Origin of the sequence: Chryseobacterium lathyri, assembly GCF_003290185.1 — a bacterium.
Taxonomy (GTDB): domain Bacteria; phylum Bacteroidota; class Bacteroidia; order Flavobacteriales; family Weeksellaceae; genus Chryseobacterium; species Chryseobacterium lathyri.
The window spans coordinates 1-13,689 of the sequence record NZ_QNFY01000008.1; the positions used below are offsets into that span (position 1 = coordinate 1).

14 protein-coding genes are annotated in these 13,689 nt (G+C 38.6%); 1 reads left to right on the plus strand and 13 read right to left on the minus strand.

From position 1 onward, the window contains the following. The 7 genes from DRF61_RS12350 to mug all read right to left on the minus strand — a co-directional run. Positions 1-387: glycosyltransferase family 117 protein (locus DRF61_RS12350; RefSeq protein WP_157963383.1), on the minus strand; the 387-nt coding region annotated here is incomplete at its 3' end. A gap of 110 nt (positions 388-497) precedes the next feature. Further along, positions 498-1,436 carry a hypothetical protein gene (locus DRF61_RS12355; protein WP_111957442.1) on the minus strand — a complete coding sequence of 313 codons (939 nt, stop codon included), beginning with the start codon at positions 1,434-1,436 and terminating at the stop codon, positions 498-500. A gap of 87 nt (positions 1,437-1,523) precedes the next feature. Continuing rightward, entirely contained in the window at positions 1,524-2,066 is a 543-nt protein-coding gene (locus DRF61_RS12360; RefSeq protein WP_111957445.1) for a helix-turn-helix domain-containing protein, read from the minus strand. A gap of 39 nt (positions 2,067-2,105) precedes the next feature. After that, positions 2,106-2,963 (minus strand): DUF4240 domain-containing protein, encoded by an 858-nt coding sequence (locus DRF61_RS12365; RefSeq protein WP_111957447.1) that lies wholly within the window; start codon positions 2,961-2,963, stop codon positions 2,106-2,108. A gap of 133 nt (positions 2,964-3,096) precedes the next feature. Beyond that, positions 3,097-3,885 carry an SDR family oxidoreductase gene (locus DRF61_RS12370; protein WP_111957449.1) on the minus strand — a complete coding sequence of 263 codons (789 nt, stop codon included), beginning with the start codon at positions 3,883-3,885 and terminating at the stop codon, positions 3,097-3,099. Positions 3,886-3,986: 101 nt separating this feature from the next. Further along, entirely contained in the window at positions 3,987-5,153 is a 1,167-nt protein-coding gene (locus DRF61_RS12375) for a cytochrome-c peroxidase (RefSeq protein WP_111957451.1), read from the minus strand. 93 nt (positions 5,154-5,246) lie between these two features. Then, positions 5,247-5,756: a G/U mismatch-specific DNA glycosylase gene (gene mug / locus DRF61_RS12380; RefSeq protein ID WP_111957453.1), complete on the minus strand. Its 510-nt coding sequence runs from the start codon at positions 5,754-5,756 to the stop codon at positions 5,247-5,249. 167 nt (positions 5,757-5,923) lie between these two features. Between mug and DRF61_RS12385 the strand changes: the two genes are divergently transcribed. Beyond that, positions 5,924-6,226 carry a hypothetical protein gene (locus DRF61_RS12385; RefSeq protein ID WP_111957455.1) on the plus strand — a complete coding sequence of 101 codons (303 nt, stop codon included), beginning with the start codon at positions 5,924-5,926 and terminating at the stop codon, positions 6,224-6,226. A gap of 88 nt (positions 6,227-6,314) precedes the next feature. On the opposite strand, the gene DRF61_RS12390 is transcribed toward DRF61_RS12385, so the two are convergent. The 6 genes from DRF61_RS12390 to DRF61_RS12415 are packed head-to-tail and all read right to left on the minus strand — an operon-like array spanning position 6,315 to position 13,590. Continuing rightward, the gene (locus tag DRF61_RS12390) at positions 6,315-6,680 is read right to left on the minus strand and encodes a response regulator (RefSeq protein WP_111957457.1); all 366 of its coding nucleotides are present in this window, start codon (positions 6,678-6,680) and stop codon (positions 6,315-6,317) included. Positions 6,681-6,721: 41 nt separating this feature from the next. Continuing rightward, positions 6,722-7,294: a chemotaxis protein CheB gene (locus DRF61_RS12395; RefSeq protein ID WP_111957898.1), complete on the minus strand. Its 573-nt coding sequence runs from the start codon at positions 7,292-7,294 to the stop codon at positions 6,722-6,724. 9 nt (positions 7,295-7,303) lie between these two features. After that, on the minus strand, positions 7,304-8,134 hold the full coding sequence (locus DRF61_RS12400; protein ID WP_111957459.1) for a CheR family methyltransferase: 831 nt from the start codon (positions 8,132-8,134) through the stop codon (positions 7,304-7,306). A 1-nt stretch (position 8,135) separates the two neighbouring features. Then, on the minus strand, positions 8,136-8,501 hold the full coding sequence (locus tag DRF61_RS12405; RefSeq protein ID WP_167409425.1) for a response regulator: 366 nt from the start codon (positions 8,499-8,501) through the stop codon (positions 8,136-8,138). After that, the gene (locus DRF61_RS12410) at positions 8,502-12,107 is read right to left on the minus strand and encodes a response regulator (protein WP_111957461.1); all 3,606 of its coding nucleotides are present in this window, start codon (positions 12,105-12,107) and stop codon (positions 8,502-8,504) included. A gap of 7 nt (positions 12,108-12,114) precedes the next feature. Then, positions 12,115-13,590 (minus strand): hybrid sensor histidine kinase/response regulator, encoded by a 1,476-nt coding sequence (locus tag DRF61_RS12415; RefSeq protein WP_111957463.1) that lies wholly within the window; start codon positions 13,588-13,590, stop codon positions 12,115-12,117. Between the last annotated feature and the right edge of the window lie 99 nt (positions 13,591-13,689).

Below are 13,689 nucleotides of genomic sequence, written 5' to 3' on the forward strand. Positions count from 1 at the left end.
TACTGCTCCTGCAAAAAGAATGGAGATTTCCTGGTGTTTTGTAATTTCATCAAAATCCTTGTTCAGCAGCCGTCTTACAAAATGGGTAATCGTCCAGAACAGAAATAAAATGGTCAATGCGCTGAAGAGTGAAGACATTGCATTGATCACAACAGCATAATTCTGTTCATTTCCCAATGCAAATATACTGGCCATAGCTCCCACAATCTGGAATAAAGCAGCTCCGGGAGCGTGCGTTACTTCAAGTTTTACAGCTGAGGAAATATACTCGCCGCAGTCCCAGAAGCTAAGATAATGTTCCATGGTGGAGAAATAGGTAATCAGTGCGATCACAAAAATCACCCATCCTAAAACAGTGTTCCATTTTTTAAAAGACCAGTTCTTCATAAACTATGTAGTTTCAATACATAGTAAGACAACCCAGATTGGGGAATTATTACATAGTCATTAAAAAACTTAATATCATTAAATAAATTTAAGATTGTACTCCAAAAAAATTACTCAACTCTGAATTTTCTGTTTTTACAGTCTACCGTCAGTTTATGATTCAGGAAAAGCTTATTCCCTATCATTCCCTGCATTCCGGAGGTTTTCATTAAAAGGTTCTGCATCTTTGAGGTTCCTTCTATATAGGTCACTTCCGAAAGCTTAAGGTTGCGGTTTCCAATCTTGATTATTTGGTCGGCAGGTGCAGAAATAACCGTTAAAATATTTCCCCAGGAATTTCCTTTTTCTTTTTTGACATTCCCGTTTGAGGTTCTGTATTTTTCCCATTCTTCCCTGTTGGTAATAAGCTCATATCCGCTGGTCCCTGAATCGTAAAGCAGTTTCAGATTTTGATTTCCCAGTTCTGAAGGAAACAATATTTTACGCTTTTTAAATTCAAAGGTTTCAAAACCTTTTTCATCTATATTCTCAACAAATGAACATACCGTGTTTTTAAAATCCAGAATCATAATCCGCTTTTCCAAAAGGTCTGTTCCGATAGTTCCAATGATATGAACCGCTTCGGTATTATCAGGATGTATTGCCCTCCCATAATTTAACAGTTCAAAACGGTCAGACGTTATACTCATATTTCCTATGCTGAACTGCAGTGAAATCTGGTTTTCCTGTTTTTGAGACGGAATCTGATTCTGAAATTTTTCCCGGAGAGATTCTATGGATTTTTTGTAAAACAGCGTCGTTGGAGATCCGGAATCCAGCTGCATATAAAATGTTCTGTCAATACCTTTGAATTGTACAGGAAGAAGAACTGCTGCATGAGCATTTCCTTCGGCAGAGTCCCATCGCATACCTATATTTTGTGCAATACCTGAAACAGCCAGATTGTTTTCCGCTGGTGTAAATTTTTGATCAAAATATAAGTAACCACCCAATAATAACAGAACAGTACATACGGCAACCGATAATGCAATTTTCTTAAAGATTTTCATACTTCAATTTTCTGCAAGATTCAGCATTATCATTTGATTTTCCTGCAAAAACAATATGACAAGTTTATGCCATTTGTACGACAATAGCTATAAGAAACTGGTTTTCAATTTGATACACAAATCGTTTTTTGTATTCAAACAGATACCATTTTTAATAATTACAAACAGTTTGGCACAGAGAAAAGCAATTAAAAAGACCAGAAAAAGTGGAATCTTCACTGACAATAGTTTCTGGATGAACGGACTTATGATCATTAAAACAGAGACAGCAACTGCCAGAATGATTTGAACGCTTACTATATTTTTCCCAAGCTCTTTACTGACCGGATCTTCGGTTTTGTAAGTTAAAATCAAAGGGAATATAACTCCCCCAAACGGAATAATAAGCCCCAGCAGGGCAGAAAGATTAATTAATTTTGCTCTATCAACAGAGGATTTTTCTTCATCTGCAGAGATCAGATTTTCAGGATCTGTTTCCAGAATACCGGCAATAGCTTTCAGGGTAAATCCTTTAGGAACAGTTCCTGCTTCAATGCGCTGAACCGTCCGTAATGAAAGGCCTGACTTTTCGGCAAGTTCAGCCTGGGTCATATTCTTCCCTTCTCTCAAAATCTTAACCTTATTTTTCATTGGGTTATTAATTTTAATAGCTTTTGTCAGACTTTAACGTTAATTACTTCTTAGCTCACCAATTTCTTTTACCAGCTTTGGATACATTTTCTGTAAATCCGTTCCTCTTTTCGGTTCCCGGTTCATGCTGCGTTCCATGCCGTCGTAATCGTTTTCAGGATATAATTCGTATACGGTGTCTTTTATAATGGATTCTTCATCGTCGTGATTTTGGGCATACGCCTCATCAGCAACATACAGCAGACCTTCTGCCCAGCAGTCTCCGATATTAAAACTGTATTTTCCACTTACGAACGACTGAATATCAGCTTTTATATCTTCAAAGAAGTCTTTTCCCTTCAGCAGCAGCCAACATCTGAAATAGATAAATCCATCATCAGAAAGATAATCATCAAAGACATATATTCCATTTTCATTCTTAAAATCACCCTCCAGAATGATTGAGAGTTCTGCAATTTCAGCGGTATAAAGCTCACTTAGTTTTTCCTGAAGTGTTTTTTCAAAAAGTATCATTCTGTCTTTCCCAAATTTGGACAAATAATCGGTCAGGTTCTCAATATGCTCATCAATATCATATTCACTCCAGTGGGCTTTTTTATATTTGTTGGATTTGTCAATGGCTTCCCAAAAATAAATATCGGCTTTTTCGTTATCCGAAAGCTCCGCTTTTTGTGGGATTTCATCATTTTCCTGAATTTCTGTATAGCCTTTTTTTATTTTTTGAGCAATCAGTTTTTCAGATTCCTGAATGCATTTGCTTTCATCGGCATATTCTTTAGCTGTTTCCCGTCCTTTAGTTCCGGTTTTCCCAAAAGATATTTTCTGTACTTTTCCGGAATACTCAATATTCCAAAATTTGTCAGACAGCTCTTTTTGGTTGATAAAGTTCCTTTTCATAAAAAATTGTGATGGTGTTTTCTTAAAGTGGTGAAACTACAAAAAATCGTGGAATCAAAAAAGAATAATCCCTTAATGATAAACGTTTTCAGTGAATTTTAGTAAGTTTTTTAGCTGAATATCTTCCTGAGAATTAATAGGTATTATTCAGTCCTCCATCTAAAGGAATACTGGCTCCGGTAAGATAAGATGAATATTCCGATGCCAGAAAAGCAGCCAAATGACCATATTCTTCGGTTTTACCCAGTCTTTTCATCGGAATTTTATTTTCTCTGGCTTTTTTTATTTCTTCCTGAGATTTGCCTGTCTGCTGCGACTCGTGACTGATCAGATTCTGAATACGCTCCGTATCAAAATATCCTGTCAAAATATTGTTGATCGTAATCTGATGCTGTGCCACTTCATTGGATAATGTTTTTGCCCAGGCAATCACGGCTGAACGGATGGAGTTGGAAAGGGATAAATTATTGATCGGCTCTTTGACAGATAATGAAGAAACATTGATGATACGCCCATTTTTCTGTTTGATCATATGTGGCAAAGCCAGTAGAGTTGTCTCACAAACCGTTTTAAAAAGCAGATCAAATGCTTTTTGATAGTCGTCTACATTTTTATCCTGTGCCAGCCCCGGTTCCGGGCCATTGGTATTGTTAACCAGGATATCTATAGAGTTATTGCTGAAATATTCGGAAATAATCCTTCTGTATTCTTCAAAATTAGAAAAATCAGCCACCAGATACTGATGCTTCTGACCGGAATTGATTACAGGCAATGAAGATACCATCTTTTTAAGTTTTGCTTCATTGCGGGCCATTACAGTTACGTTAGCTCCGCATTTGGCCAGCTCCAATGCTATTCCTGCACCGATTCCCTGGGTAGCAGCTCCTACTAAAGCATTTTTTGAAAAAAGTTCAATATTCATAAGTGGATCATTATTGAGGATTATGGGTATATAAATGTAGCAAAAAAGCTTGACATCCTGAGCCAATAAAACGCTAATTACTGATTATACGAGAAAGTATTTTACCTGGGTAATGCAGGAGGCAGCACTCTTTCCGGCTTTGTGGATAAAGTCCTTAGAAATGCTTCCAGTTGAGTAATTTCTTCATCCGTAAGATCCAGCAGCCTTACAAAACCTGATTTTTCAGAAGTAAGTGCTATTCCCTGATGAACTGTTGACCGTTTTTGGGAATGTTCAGGGTTTCCTCTGCTATAAAACTGGATCACCTCCGTAAGGGTGGCCATAGAGCCGTTATGCATCCATGGTCCTGTTCTCGCGACTTCACGCAGTCCGGGTACGCGGAATTTCCCGGCATCTTCCGGGTTTTTGGTCACCAGATACCGGCCCAGATCTTCTTCTTTCGATCCCAATGAAGAAGTTCCTACATTTTCAAACTGATTGTTGGAAAAATAACCGGAGCTGTGGCAGTTCATGCACTGGGCTTTGGTCCGGAAAAGATGCAGCCCCATCAGTTCATCATCAGAATAGACATCTGCTTTCCCATCAATGAACTGATCAAATTTAGAAGTTCCGCTCTTTATGGTTCTTTCAAAAGCCGCTATTGCCTTGGAAATCCTGTCTTTTGAGACCATTTTATCTCCAAATGCTTTTTCAAATAATATTTCATAGCCTTTAATCTTTGCAATTTTTCCGGCTGCAAGATCAATGTGCCCGTTCATTTCTCTTTCATCACGAATCGGCATTTCGGACTGTTCTTCAAGGGATGCGGCGCGGCCGTCCCAAAATAATGACCGCGCATAAGCTACATTCAGGATGCTCATTGCATTTCTGGTACCAAGCTGCCTGTCGTGCCCAAAAGAGAAGGTCCGGTTATCACACCATCCCAGTTCAGGATCATGGCAGGAAGCGCATGCGATCTGATTGGATTGGGAAAGCCGCGGGTCGTAGAAAAGTGTTTTTCCCAGCAAAGCTTTATCTTCAGAATAGGGATTATCCCCAGGGAACTGAATTTCAGGCAGATGTCCTATTTCAGAAAAATAAGGTCCAGCTTGCGGATCCAGAATTGGTTTCGGCCATTTTGAAGGGTCTCCGGAAGAATATAATTTCCTCAGTTCAGCAAGGAATGAGGATTTTTCCCTGATTTCCTTTTGAACACTATTGCTGAAACAGTTATTCAAAAGAGATACCGTAAGAAATGCAATTAATATCCAGCTCAGGACATTCTTCATGAATATTGGATTTTGGCAAAAATAGGGAATCTCTTAAATACATTTCAAAAATTGATGGGAAGATTCTGTTTTTCATTTTACATACAGCAAGTTTTACAAAAAGTTATTATGAATTTCTCTGTACAGCTCTCCATATGCCTGGACAAGATCCTCTAAACTAAATTCGCGGTTCAAACCACTTGTATTCGGTAAGACCCAAACCCGGCATCCACAAAAATCTTCGGGTTGTGAACCCCATGGAATTTCTTTTTTTCCTGAAAAATATTTATACGCTGCCTTACCGAGAAATACAATATATTTTGGCTGAAATTCCGTCATTTTTGTTTTAAAAAATTCCAGGGAGCCGTCGAACTCCTCTTTTGAAAGCTCATCGGCACGGGATGTTGCTCTTGCTACAGCAGTAGTAAGCCCATATCCGAAATCTAAAATACTTCGATCATTTTCAGCTTCGATCTGGTACGGAGTAAATCCTGCCTGGTGCATCACTTTCCAGAACCGGTTGCTCTTTCCGGAAAAATGGTATCCTTTTTCAGCAGATTTTAAACCGGGATTGATTCCACAAAAAATAACGGTGATATTTTTGGCAATGATATCTTTCAACATGTTAAAAGCAGGTATAATTTATTGGTCTACAATTCTCTATGAACAGCAAGATAATATTTATTTTAAAATATCCAATGATCATCTTCGTTGCAGCTGATTATCAATAAAAAAATCATTAAAAAACAATTGTGGCATAAATATTATTGTATATCATATAAATACACCAGATGGAAAACATGTTACAAAATATAGAACTGATACACCGGTATTTATCTATCAGTATAACACACCAGTTTTACTCAACCGTTGATTTGGAAGGTGAATATACCTTTACACAGAATATCGTATCTAAAAAGACCATCATTGCTTCTACATTTACAAACAAAATACTACTTTATCCTAAACTGAAATTATTTTTAACCGCACTGATTACTGAAATCAATAACGGAAATTGCACTGTTGACTTTATCCGTGAAAAAATCAAACATTTTGAGGAAATAAGGTATCTGCCAGTCAAAAGAATTATTTAAACAAAAAAAATCCTTACAGATGAAGTAAGGATTATTCTATAATTCTAATATTATCGCATTTTATACGATTCCTGCTAGTTTAGTTTATTTATTGCTGTAAATATTTAGCTACTTTTTCTTCCAGATCATCAAGGTTGAATGGCTTAGCCACATAATCATCAGCCTGAGCTTCCTGTGCCAGCCTCACAATGTCATTGTTGGCTGTTACATAAATAACCGGGATTGACCTGAACTCTTCATGACTTTTCAGAAGCTGGGTTGCCTGAACTCCTCCAATTTTTGGAATCCAGTTATCCATGAGAATAACATCTGGCTGAAACTGCGAAACTTTTTCCAAAATATCATGAGATGTTTCTGAAATTTCGACCTGATATCCATTCTCTTCAAAAATGATGGTAATGATCTCTAAAATAGTGGTATCATCATCAAAAATCAAAATCTTCTTTGCGCTCATATTCTTTCTATTTAAATCTTAGGGTTGTTATACTGTATTTTTTATAATTGATTGATATAGTCTGCCAGATTATCCGGTGTAATGATTAAATCATAGGCAACTTCCTGCAGCGCATGCTTAGGCATATACTCTACCTCGGCCGTCTCCGGTTCCTGAATCCAGACTATTCCTTCATTTTTTTTGATAAATCCCAAACCTTCCACTCCATCAGCATTGGCTCCTGACAGCAGAACGCCCACCAGGTTTTTACCATACACTTCCGCAGCAGATTTGAAGGTTACATCGATGGATGGCCGCGAATAGTTCATTTTCTCTGAAAAATCCAGTGACATCATATTTTTGTTCTCGAACAGAAGGTGATAATCTGCAGGAACCACATATACTTTATTATTCTGAATTTCTGTTTTATCATCCACTTCCACCACTTCAATGGAAATGAACTGCTGCAGCAGTGTCTGCAGGATATTGGTTGAATAAGCCTTACGGTGCAGTATCAGAACAATAGGGAAACTGAGCTTATCTTTCAATTTTTTAAGCATTTCAAGAATGACCTGCAGACTTCCTGCGGACCCTCCTATGACCACTAATTCTGTTTTTGTGTTTTCTGTTTCCATGATCATGTTTTACATATGCTCTGTTTTCTTCCAGATGCGCTGGTCATCTACCTGATGGTAATTCCTGTCAAGTTTGGAAAATCTAAGGGTTTCTTTTGCTCCCAGTGCGAGATAGCCTAAATTTTCAAGACTGTTATCAAAAAGTTTAAAGACACGCTCCTGCAGTCCTCTGTCAAAATAGATCAGTACATTTCTGCAGATGATGAGCTGAAAACTGTTAAAAGAGCTGTCCGAAACCAGGTTATGAGTAGATAGAATTAATTTTTCCTGTAAGCTTTTATCAAATCTCACACTGTCATAGTTCGCGGTATAATAATCTGAAAAATCTTTTTTGCCCCCGGATAAAATGTAATTCTCCGAATAGGTTTTCATCTGTTGCAAAGGGAAAACGCCTGAACGCGCAGTTTCCAAAACGGACGGATTAAGATCTGTACCATATATCAGTGACTTATGGTAAAGATTGGCTTCTTTAAGCAGTATAGCCATGGAATAGGCTTCTTCACCGGTCGAGCAGCCTGCTACCCAGACCCTGATCAGCGGATAGGTCCCGAGCTGTGGTAAGATCTTTTCTCTGAGGGCTTTAAAGAAATGGGGATCGCGGAACATTTCTGTAACATTCACCGTTATTTCTTCTACAAAGCGCTTCAGGTATTCCGGATCATTAAGAATGGTATACCTGAGCTCTGCAAAGCTGGTAAATCTGTCAATCAGGCAGATGCGGTTTACCCGACGCTTAAAAGAAGCTCTGCTATACTCTGAGAAGTCATAGCCGTACATCTCATAAACATCTTTTATGAGGTATTCTACTTCTTCATCTTTTACAATACTGGGCTCTAACATTTTATGGAAGCTTTTCTATGGCTGCGATCAGCTGGTCTACATCAATCGGTTTTGATACGTAATCCTGAGCTCCGGCATCAAGACATTTCTGACGGTCTTCCGGCATTGCCTGTGCTGTAACAGCGATTACAGGAATCTGACTGATAGACGGCGTATTTCTGATCATCTTTATGGCTTCATAACCGTCCATTTCAGGCATCATCATATCCATAAGGACAATATCTATTTCATTTTCTTTTAAAATCTGAATAGCTATCTGAGCGCTGATACAGCTTTCAATCTGATATCCACGGGATTTCAGGGTGAGTTTGAGTGCAAATATATTACGTGGATCATCGTCCACAATTAAAATTTTCTTATTCATCATTTAACTTTCATATAACCAGACACGCAGTAAGGACAATAACTGATCAATATCCACAGGTTTCGATATATAATCTGAGGCTCCGGCCTCGATACATTTTTCACGGTCTCCAATCATAGATTTTGCTGTAATGGCAATAATAGGAAGTCTTGTAAGGGCCGGCATTTTTCTGATTTCTTTTATGGTTTCATAGCCATCCATTTCAGGCATCATCATATCCATTAAAATAACGTCTATATCTTTATGTTCTTTAATCTGCTGCAGGGCATGTTTTCCATCCATAGCCACAACTACCTCAACTTTATATTTTTCTAAAGCCTTGGTCAGAGAGAATATGTTACGGACATCATCATCGGTAATCAGTATTTTTTTACCGCTCAACACTTCAGTCAATGATCCTAGAACTTTGTTTCTTGCTGTTTCAACAGAGTTATTTTTTTCTTCCACCAAATGCAGGAACAAACCTACTTCATCTAAAATCCGTTCGTAAGAATGGGCGGTTTTTACGACAATGGAATCTGCATACTGCTTGATCTTAAGCTCTTCGGATTTGGACAGACTGTGCTCTGTAAAAATAATGATGGGCAGGTTTTCCAGTCCTTCATAACTTTTGATAGATTCAATGATCTGGTATTCATTCCCTTTTGAAGCTTCCAGGATGACGCAATCCACATGAGATGACGTCAGGGCTTTCACGCTGTCTTCCACATTATTTTCTACGGATAAGGAAATATTGAAATTACTCAGGAAGTAAGCCAGTGCACTGGCATGTTTAGCATTGTTTTCAACAATTAGGACCTTTTGAGGAGATTTCAGAAGAGCTTCTTCAATTTTCCTGAAAACATCGGTCATTTTATCGAGTGCCATCGGCTTATTAATGAAATCAATGGCCCCTTTCATCAGACTTTCTTTCTCAAGCTGCAATACGGACATCATATGTACCGGAATATGCCTGGTTGAAGCATTGGATTTAAGCTCATCCATCACCTGCCATCCATCTTTTACCGGTAGCTGAACATCCAGCAAAATAGCCTGTGGGTGGTACTGAACGGCTGCGGATAGTGCATAATCTCCTCTTACCACTACTACCCCCTTGTATTGGTTCATACGGGCATATTTGAGTAAAGCTTTTGCAAAATGAATATCGTCTTCAACAATTAAAATTACCTTATCCTGTGCAGTTATTGCATCCCGGTCATCGTCTATAGCTTCCGGAATCGGCAATACTTCTACCGGTAAGGCTGGCTGGGATTCTGTATCTTCTAAAATATTCTGAATCACTTCAACATCTTCACGGATGATATCCACCAAATGCACGTCGGTTTCAGGCTGAACTGTTTCAGCCACAGCTTTTACAGGAATAATCAGACTGAATTCGCTGCCTTCATTTACTTTACTTTTCAGGGTTAGCTCTCCTCCAAGCAGTCTGGCAATTTCACGGCTTATGGATAATCCCAATCCTGTCCCGCCAAATCTTCGGCGTGTAGAGCCGTCCGCCTGCTGAAATGCTTCAAAAATAATAGCCTGCTTTTCTTCCGGGATTCCTATTCCGGTATCTTTTACAGTGAAAACAATAAAGTTTTTATTTTTAGGATCTTTTGCGATGTTCAGCGTAATGCTTCCTTCTGATGTAAACTTCAAAGCATTTGACAAAAGGTTACGCAATACCTGGTCTACTCTAAGCCTGTCGGTCTCGATTGTATTTTCGACATCATTCGTTATCTGAATATCAAATCCGAGTTTCTTTTCCTGAACAACGGGATTGAATAAGTTTTTCAGATCTTTCACCACATCATCAATCGCTACATCCTGATATTCCAGTGACATTTTGCCTGATTCTATTTTAGCCAGGTCAAGAATCTCGTCAATAAGGGTCAGAAGGCTGCTTCCGGAGCTCTGAATAACTTTTGCAGATTCTACTTGATCTTCATTCAGGTTTTCATCAGGATTTTCGGCCATTAATCTTGAGAGGAGAAGAATTGAATTTAGCGGAGTCCTCAGTTCGTGGGACATATTGGCTAAAAATTCGGATTTATATTTGGTGCTTAAGGCAAGTTCTTCAACTTTTTTCTGGATTTCGCTGTTTCTTTCTGCAATCAGGTGATTTTTTTCTTCAAGCATTCTTGAACGTTCTTCCAGTTCGGCATTGGCCTGCATCAGTTCTTCCTGCTGTACTTTCAACTCTTCTTCAGACGCCTGAAGCTTTTGTGTCTGGGCTTCCAGTTCGGTATTCAGATTTTCCAGTTCGGCATGTTGCACCTGCAATTCTTCTGATTGAGCCTGGGTTTCTTCCAGGAGCTGCTGTTCTTTTTCGCGGCCTTTGGCAGCATTTAAAGCAATTCCGATATTGCGGCTGCTTTCAGCAAAATAATTAATTTTGTCTTCATCAAAATCTGATGTTGATCCTAATTCCAGTATCCCGATACAGTGGCCGTCTGCATGAACCGGAAATAATAATATGCTGTTAATTTTTATTCTGCTGCTGGCAAAGCTTACGGCAAAATCATCTTCCCGAAGGTTATTATAAACCTGCATTTTTTCATTGGCAAAAGCCTGGCCAACCATTCCTTCCCCCGGTTCGAAAGTTTTTTTCATTGTACTTTCCAGACCGAAAGCTGTACTAAGCTTAAGTATTCCCTCATCAAACAGATATAAAGCACCGTTGATGCATTTACTATATTCTACAAGCTGGTTTAAGGATACATCAGAGACTTCCTTCACGGATTTATTGCCTACCAGAGATTCATTGAGCAAGGCTAATCCTTTCTGACGCCAGTCACTTTTATTGATCTGATCAAATGACTTTTTCAGAGAATCGGTCATATGGTTCAGGGAATCTACCAGATCTCCAAGATCATCCTGCGAATGATCTACTGCTTTCTGGCTGTAATCTCCATTGGCCACCCTGTTCGCTATCTGCTGAACAGCACTTACACGCCTGCTTATTTCCAGATCTTTTGATCTTAATTCTTTTTCTAATTTATCTCTCCGGATCAGATCTGCTCTCAGCTTAATATAAAAAAACAGGGTAACAATTACTGCTGATATTGCCGAAACAATAATAAACATAACAGTTGTACCGGATGAGCGGTTGAGATCTTTATTTTTAATTTCAAGCTGGCTTTCTTCGTATTGTACAAAATCGCGGACGATCTGGCGGCATTTGTCCATATAGCTTTTGCTCAACAGGATCTGCTGCTGGGTCATTATAATACCATTTCGTCTGTTGTGGACAAACTGCTTTAAATTGTCAATATTATTGTTAACATTTTTTTCCAGGTCATTTAAACGCTGCTGCTGTTTTGGATCTGAGATATCTAAAGATTTTGCCCGTTCTATCGCTTTAGAAAATTCGCTTAAACTGCGGTTGTAAGGTTCCAGGAAATTTTCTCTTCCTGTAAGCTGATAACCTCTGTTTCCAGTTTCGGCATCCAGCAGGGCAACAAGAACGTCTTTTACAGCCGTTATGGATCTTCTGCTTTGGGAAAGGCTTTCACGATGATCCATCTGTTTCTGAATGCTCAGATAAGATGCAACTGAACTCGCAATCAGGATCAGCAAAGATAACCCGACCCCAAACTGAAGATTTCTGATTATTTTTTTAGGCATGAGAAATTTAGTTTAAAGGTAAAGTGAAATAGAAAGTAGAACCTTCTTCTACTTTACTGGATACTCCTATGGTTCCGTGGTGCTGTTTGATGATTTCTGAACAGATGAACAATCCGATACCCATTCCCTGAAACTGCAGTGAGGATTCTTCTACACGGTAAAATTTGCGGAATACGGCGTCCTGTTTAAAGTCCGGAATTCCTATTCCGAAATCTGTGACACTTACTTTTACTTCCTGCTTTTCTTGGTCTACAAACGTAGTGACTATAATCTGGTTATTCTGAGGAGAATATTTGATGGCGTTGGTAAGGAAGTTAATGAGAACCTGTTCTATGCGTACTTCATCTAAAGGAATCAGTATATCCGGATTTATACCATGCCGTTTTATCTTGACTTTATTTTCGTCATGGGTCTGGATAATGGTTTCAACCGCATTGCTTATAATGTTTTCAAGGCTGGTTGGCTTTTTGTTGATTTTAAGCTTTCCGTTTTCTATTTTGGAAACGTCCAGCAGATCAGTAATCAGGTTATTCAGTTTTTCGATCTGGTCCTGTACCTTGTTCATAAAGCCTGCTTCAGCACTTTGCTTATCTAGTTTTAATTTACGGTCCAAAAGCTGAACATAAGCTTTTATACTGGTCAAAGGTGTTTTCAGCTCATGACTGGCAATACTCAGGAATTCATCTTTTTCTTTTTCTACTTTTTTCTGATCATCAATATCGGTAAAGGTTCCTACCCAGTTTTTTATTACATTTCCGTCATTCACCGGGGTTATTCGCAGGAGATGATATCTGTATTCTCCGGAATCCACTTTCTTTATCCTGGCCTCGAGCTCGAGTGCCTGGCTCTTTTTGCGGCAGCGGTTAAATTCTTCTCTGATATTAAGGTCATCGGGATGCACTTCGGGAAAATCCACATCTGTATCCGAGTATTGATACCACTTGCAGTTGACAAATTCTATATTCCCATCTTCATTGAGTGTAAATGCAATCTGCGGAAGTGACTCAAGCATAAGCTGAAAGTGATCGATCTGGGATTTCATGGTTACCTGTGATTCGCGTCTTCCTTTAACTTCCAGTTCCAGACTCTGCTGTGTCTTTTTCATGGCAAGATTCTGCTCCTGAAGACTGTAAAAAGTTTTCACTTTAAGCAACAGAATTTCAGGGTCTACCGGTTTGGTGACGTAGTCTTTTCCTCCTGAGGCATATCCGCGGGTTATAAACTTCTTTTCGGTATTGACTGCGGATAAAAATATAATGGGAACTTCTTTTGTTTTGCTATAATCAGCTAATGTTTCTGCGACTTCAAATCCATCCATGCCCGGCATCTGCACATCCAAAATAATCAATGCATAATTATTTTTTATGGCCTTTCCTAATGCTTCTTCTCCGGAACTGGCTGTATCTACCTGAAAATCTTTAGATTCCAGCAGTTTTTTCAATGAATAAAGATTGCTTTGGTTATCATCAACAATTAAGATCATAAAATGAATCAGTACTTGGGGTTTATTTTATATTTAAGTCCCGCCAAAAATACTCACAAAATTTCGAAAAACATTGATTTTTTTATTCATTTTACGTCT

What these genes read in the sequence shown, in the direction of transcription:
- mug (WP_111957453.1), bottom strand. Translation starts at nt 5,756, where the DNA reads ATGTTGAAAGATATCATTGCCAAAAATATCACCGTTATTTTTTGTGGA.
- DRF61_RS12365 (WP_111957447.1), bottom strand. Translation starts at nt 2,963, where the DNA reads ATGAAAAGGAACTTTATCAACCAAAAAGAGCTGTCTGACAAATTTTGG.
- DRF61_RS12405 (WP_167409425.1), bottom strand. Translation starts at nt 8,501, where the DNA reads ATGATGAATAAGAAAATTTTAATTGTGGACGATGATCCACGTAATATA.
- DRF61_RS12370 (WP_111957449.1), bottom strand. Translation starts at nt 3,885, where the DNA reads ATGAATATTGAACTTTTTTCAAAAAATGCTTTAGTAGGAGCTGCTACC.
- DRF61_RS12355 (WP_111957442.1), bottom strand. Translation starts at nt 1,436, where the DNA reads ATGAAAATCTTTAAGAAAATTGCATTATCGGTTGCCGTATGTACTGTT.
- DRF61_RS12390 (WP_111957457.1), bottom strand. Translation starts at nt 6,680, where the DNA reads ATGAGCGCAAAGAAGATTTTGATTTTTGATGATGATACCACTATTTTA.
- DRF61_RS12375 (WP_111957451.1), bottom strand. Translation starts at nt 5,153, where the DNA reads ATGAAGAATGTCCTGAGCTGGATATTAATTGCATTTCTTACGGTATCT.
- DRF61_RS12385 (WP_111957455.1), top strand. Translation starts at nt 5,924, where the DNA reads ATGGAAAACATGTTACAAAATATAGAACTGATACACCGGTATTTATCT.
- DRF61_RS12410 (WP_111957461.1), bottom strand. Translation starts at nt 12,107, where the DNA reads ATGCCTAAAAAAATAATCAGAAATCTTCAGTTTGGGGTCGGGTTATCT.
- DRF61_RS12400 (WP_111957459.1), bottom strand. Translation starts at nt 8,134, where the DNA reads ATGTTAGAGCCCAGTATTGTAAAAGATGAAGAAGTAGAATACCTCATA.
- DRF61_RS12415 (WP_111957463.1), bottom strand. Translation starts at nt 13,590, where the DNA reads ATGATCTTAATTGTTGATGATAACCAAAGCAATCTTTATTCATTGAAA.
- DRF61_RS12360 (WP_111957445.1), bottom strand. Translation starts at nt 2,066, where the DNA reads ATGAAAAATAAGGTTAAGATTTTGAGAGAAGGGAAGAATATGACCCAG.
- DRF61_RS12395 (WP_111957898.1), bottom strand. Translation starts at nt 7,294, where the DNA reads ATGGAAACAGAAAACACAAAAACAGAATTAGTGGTCATAGGAGGGTCC.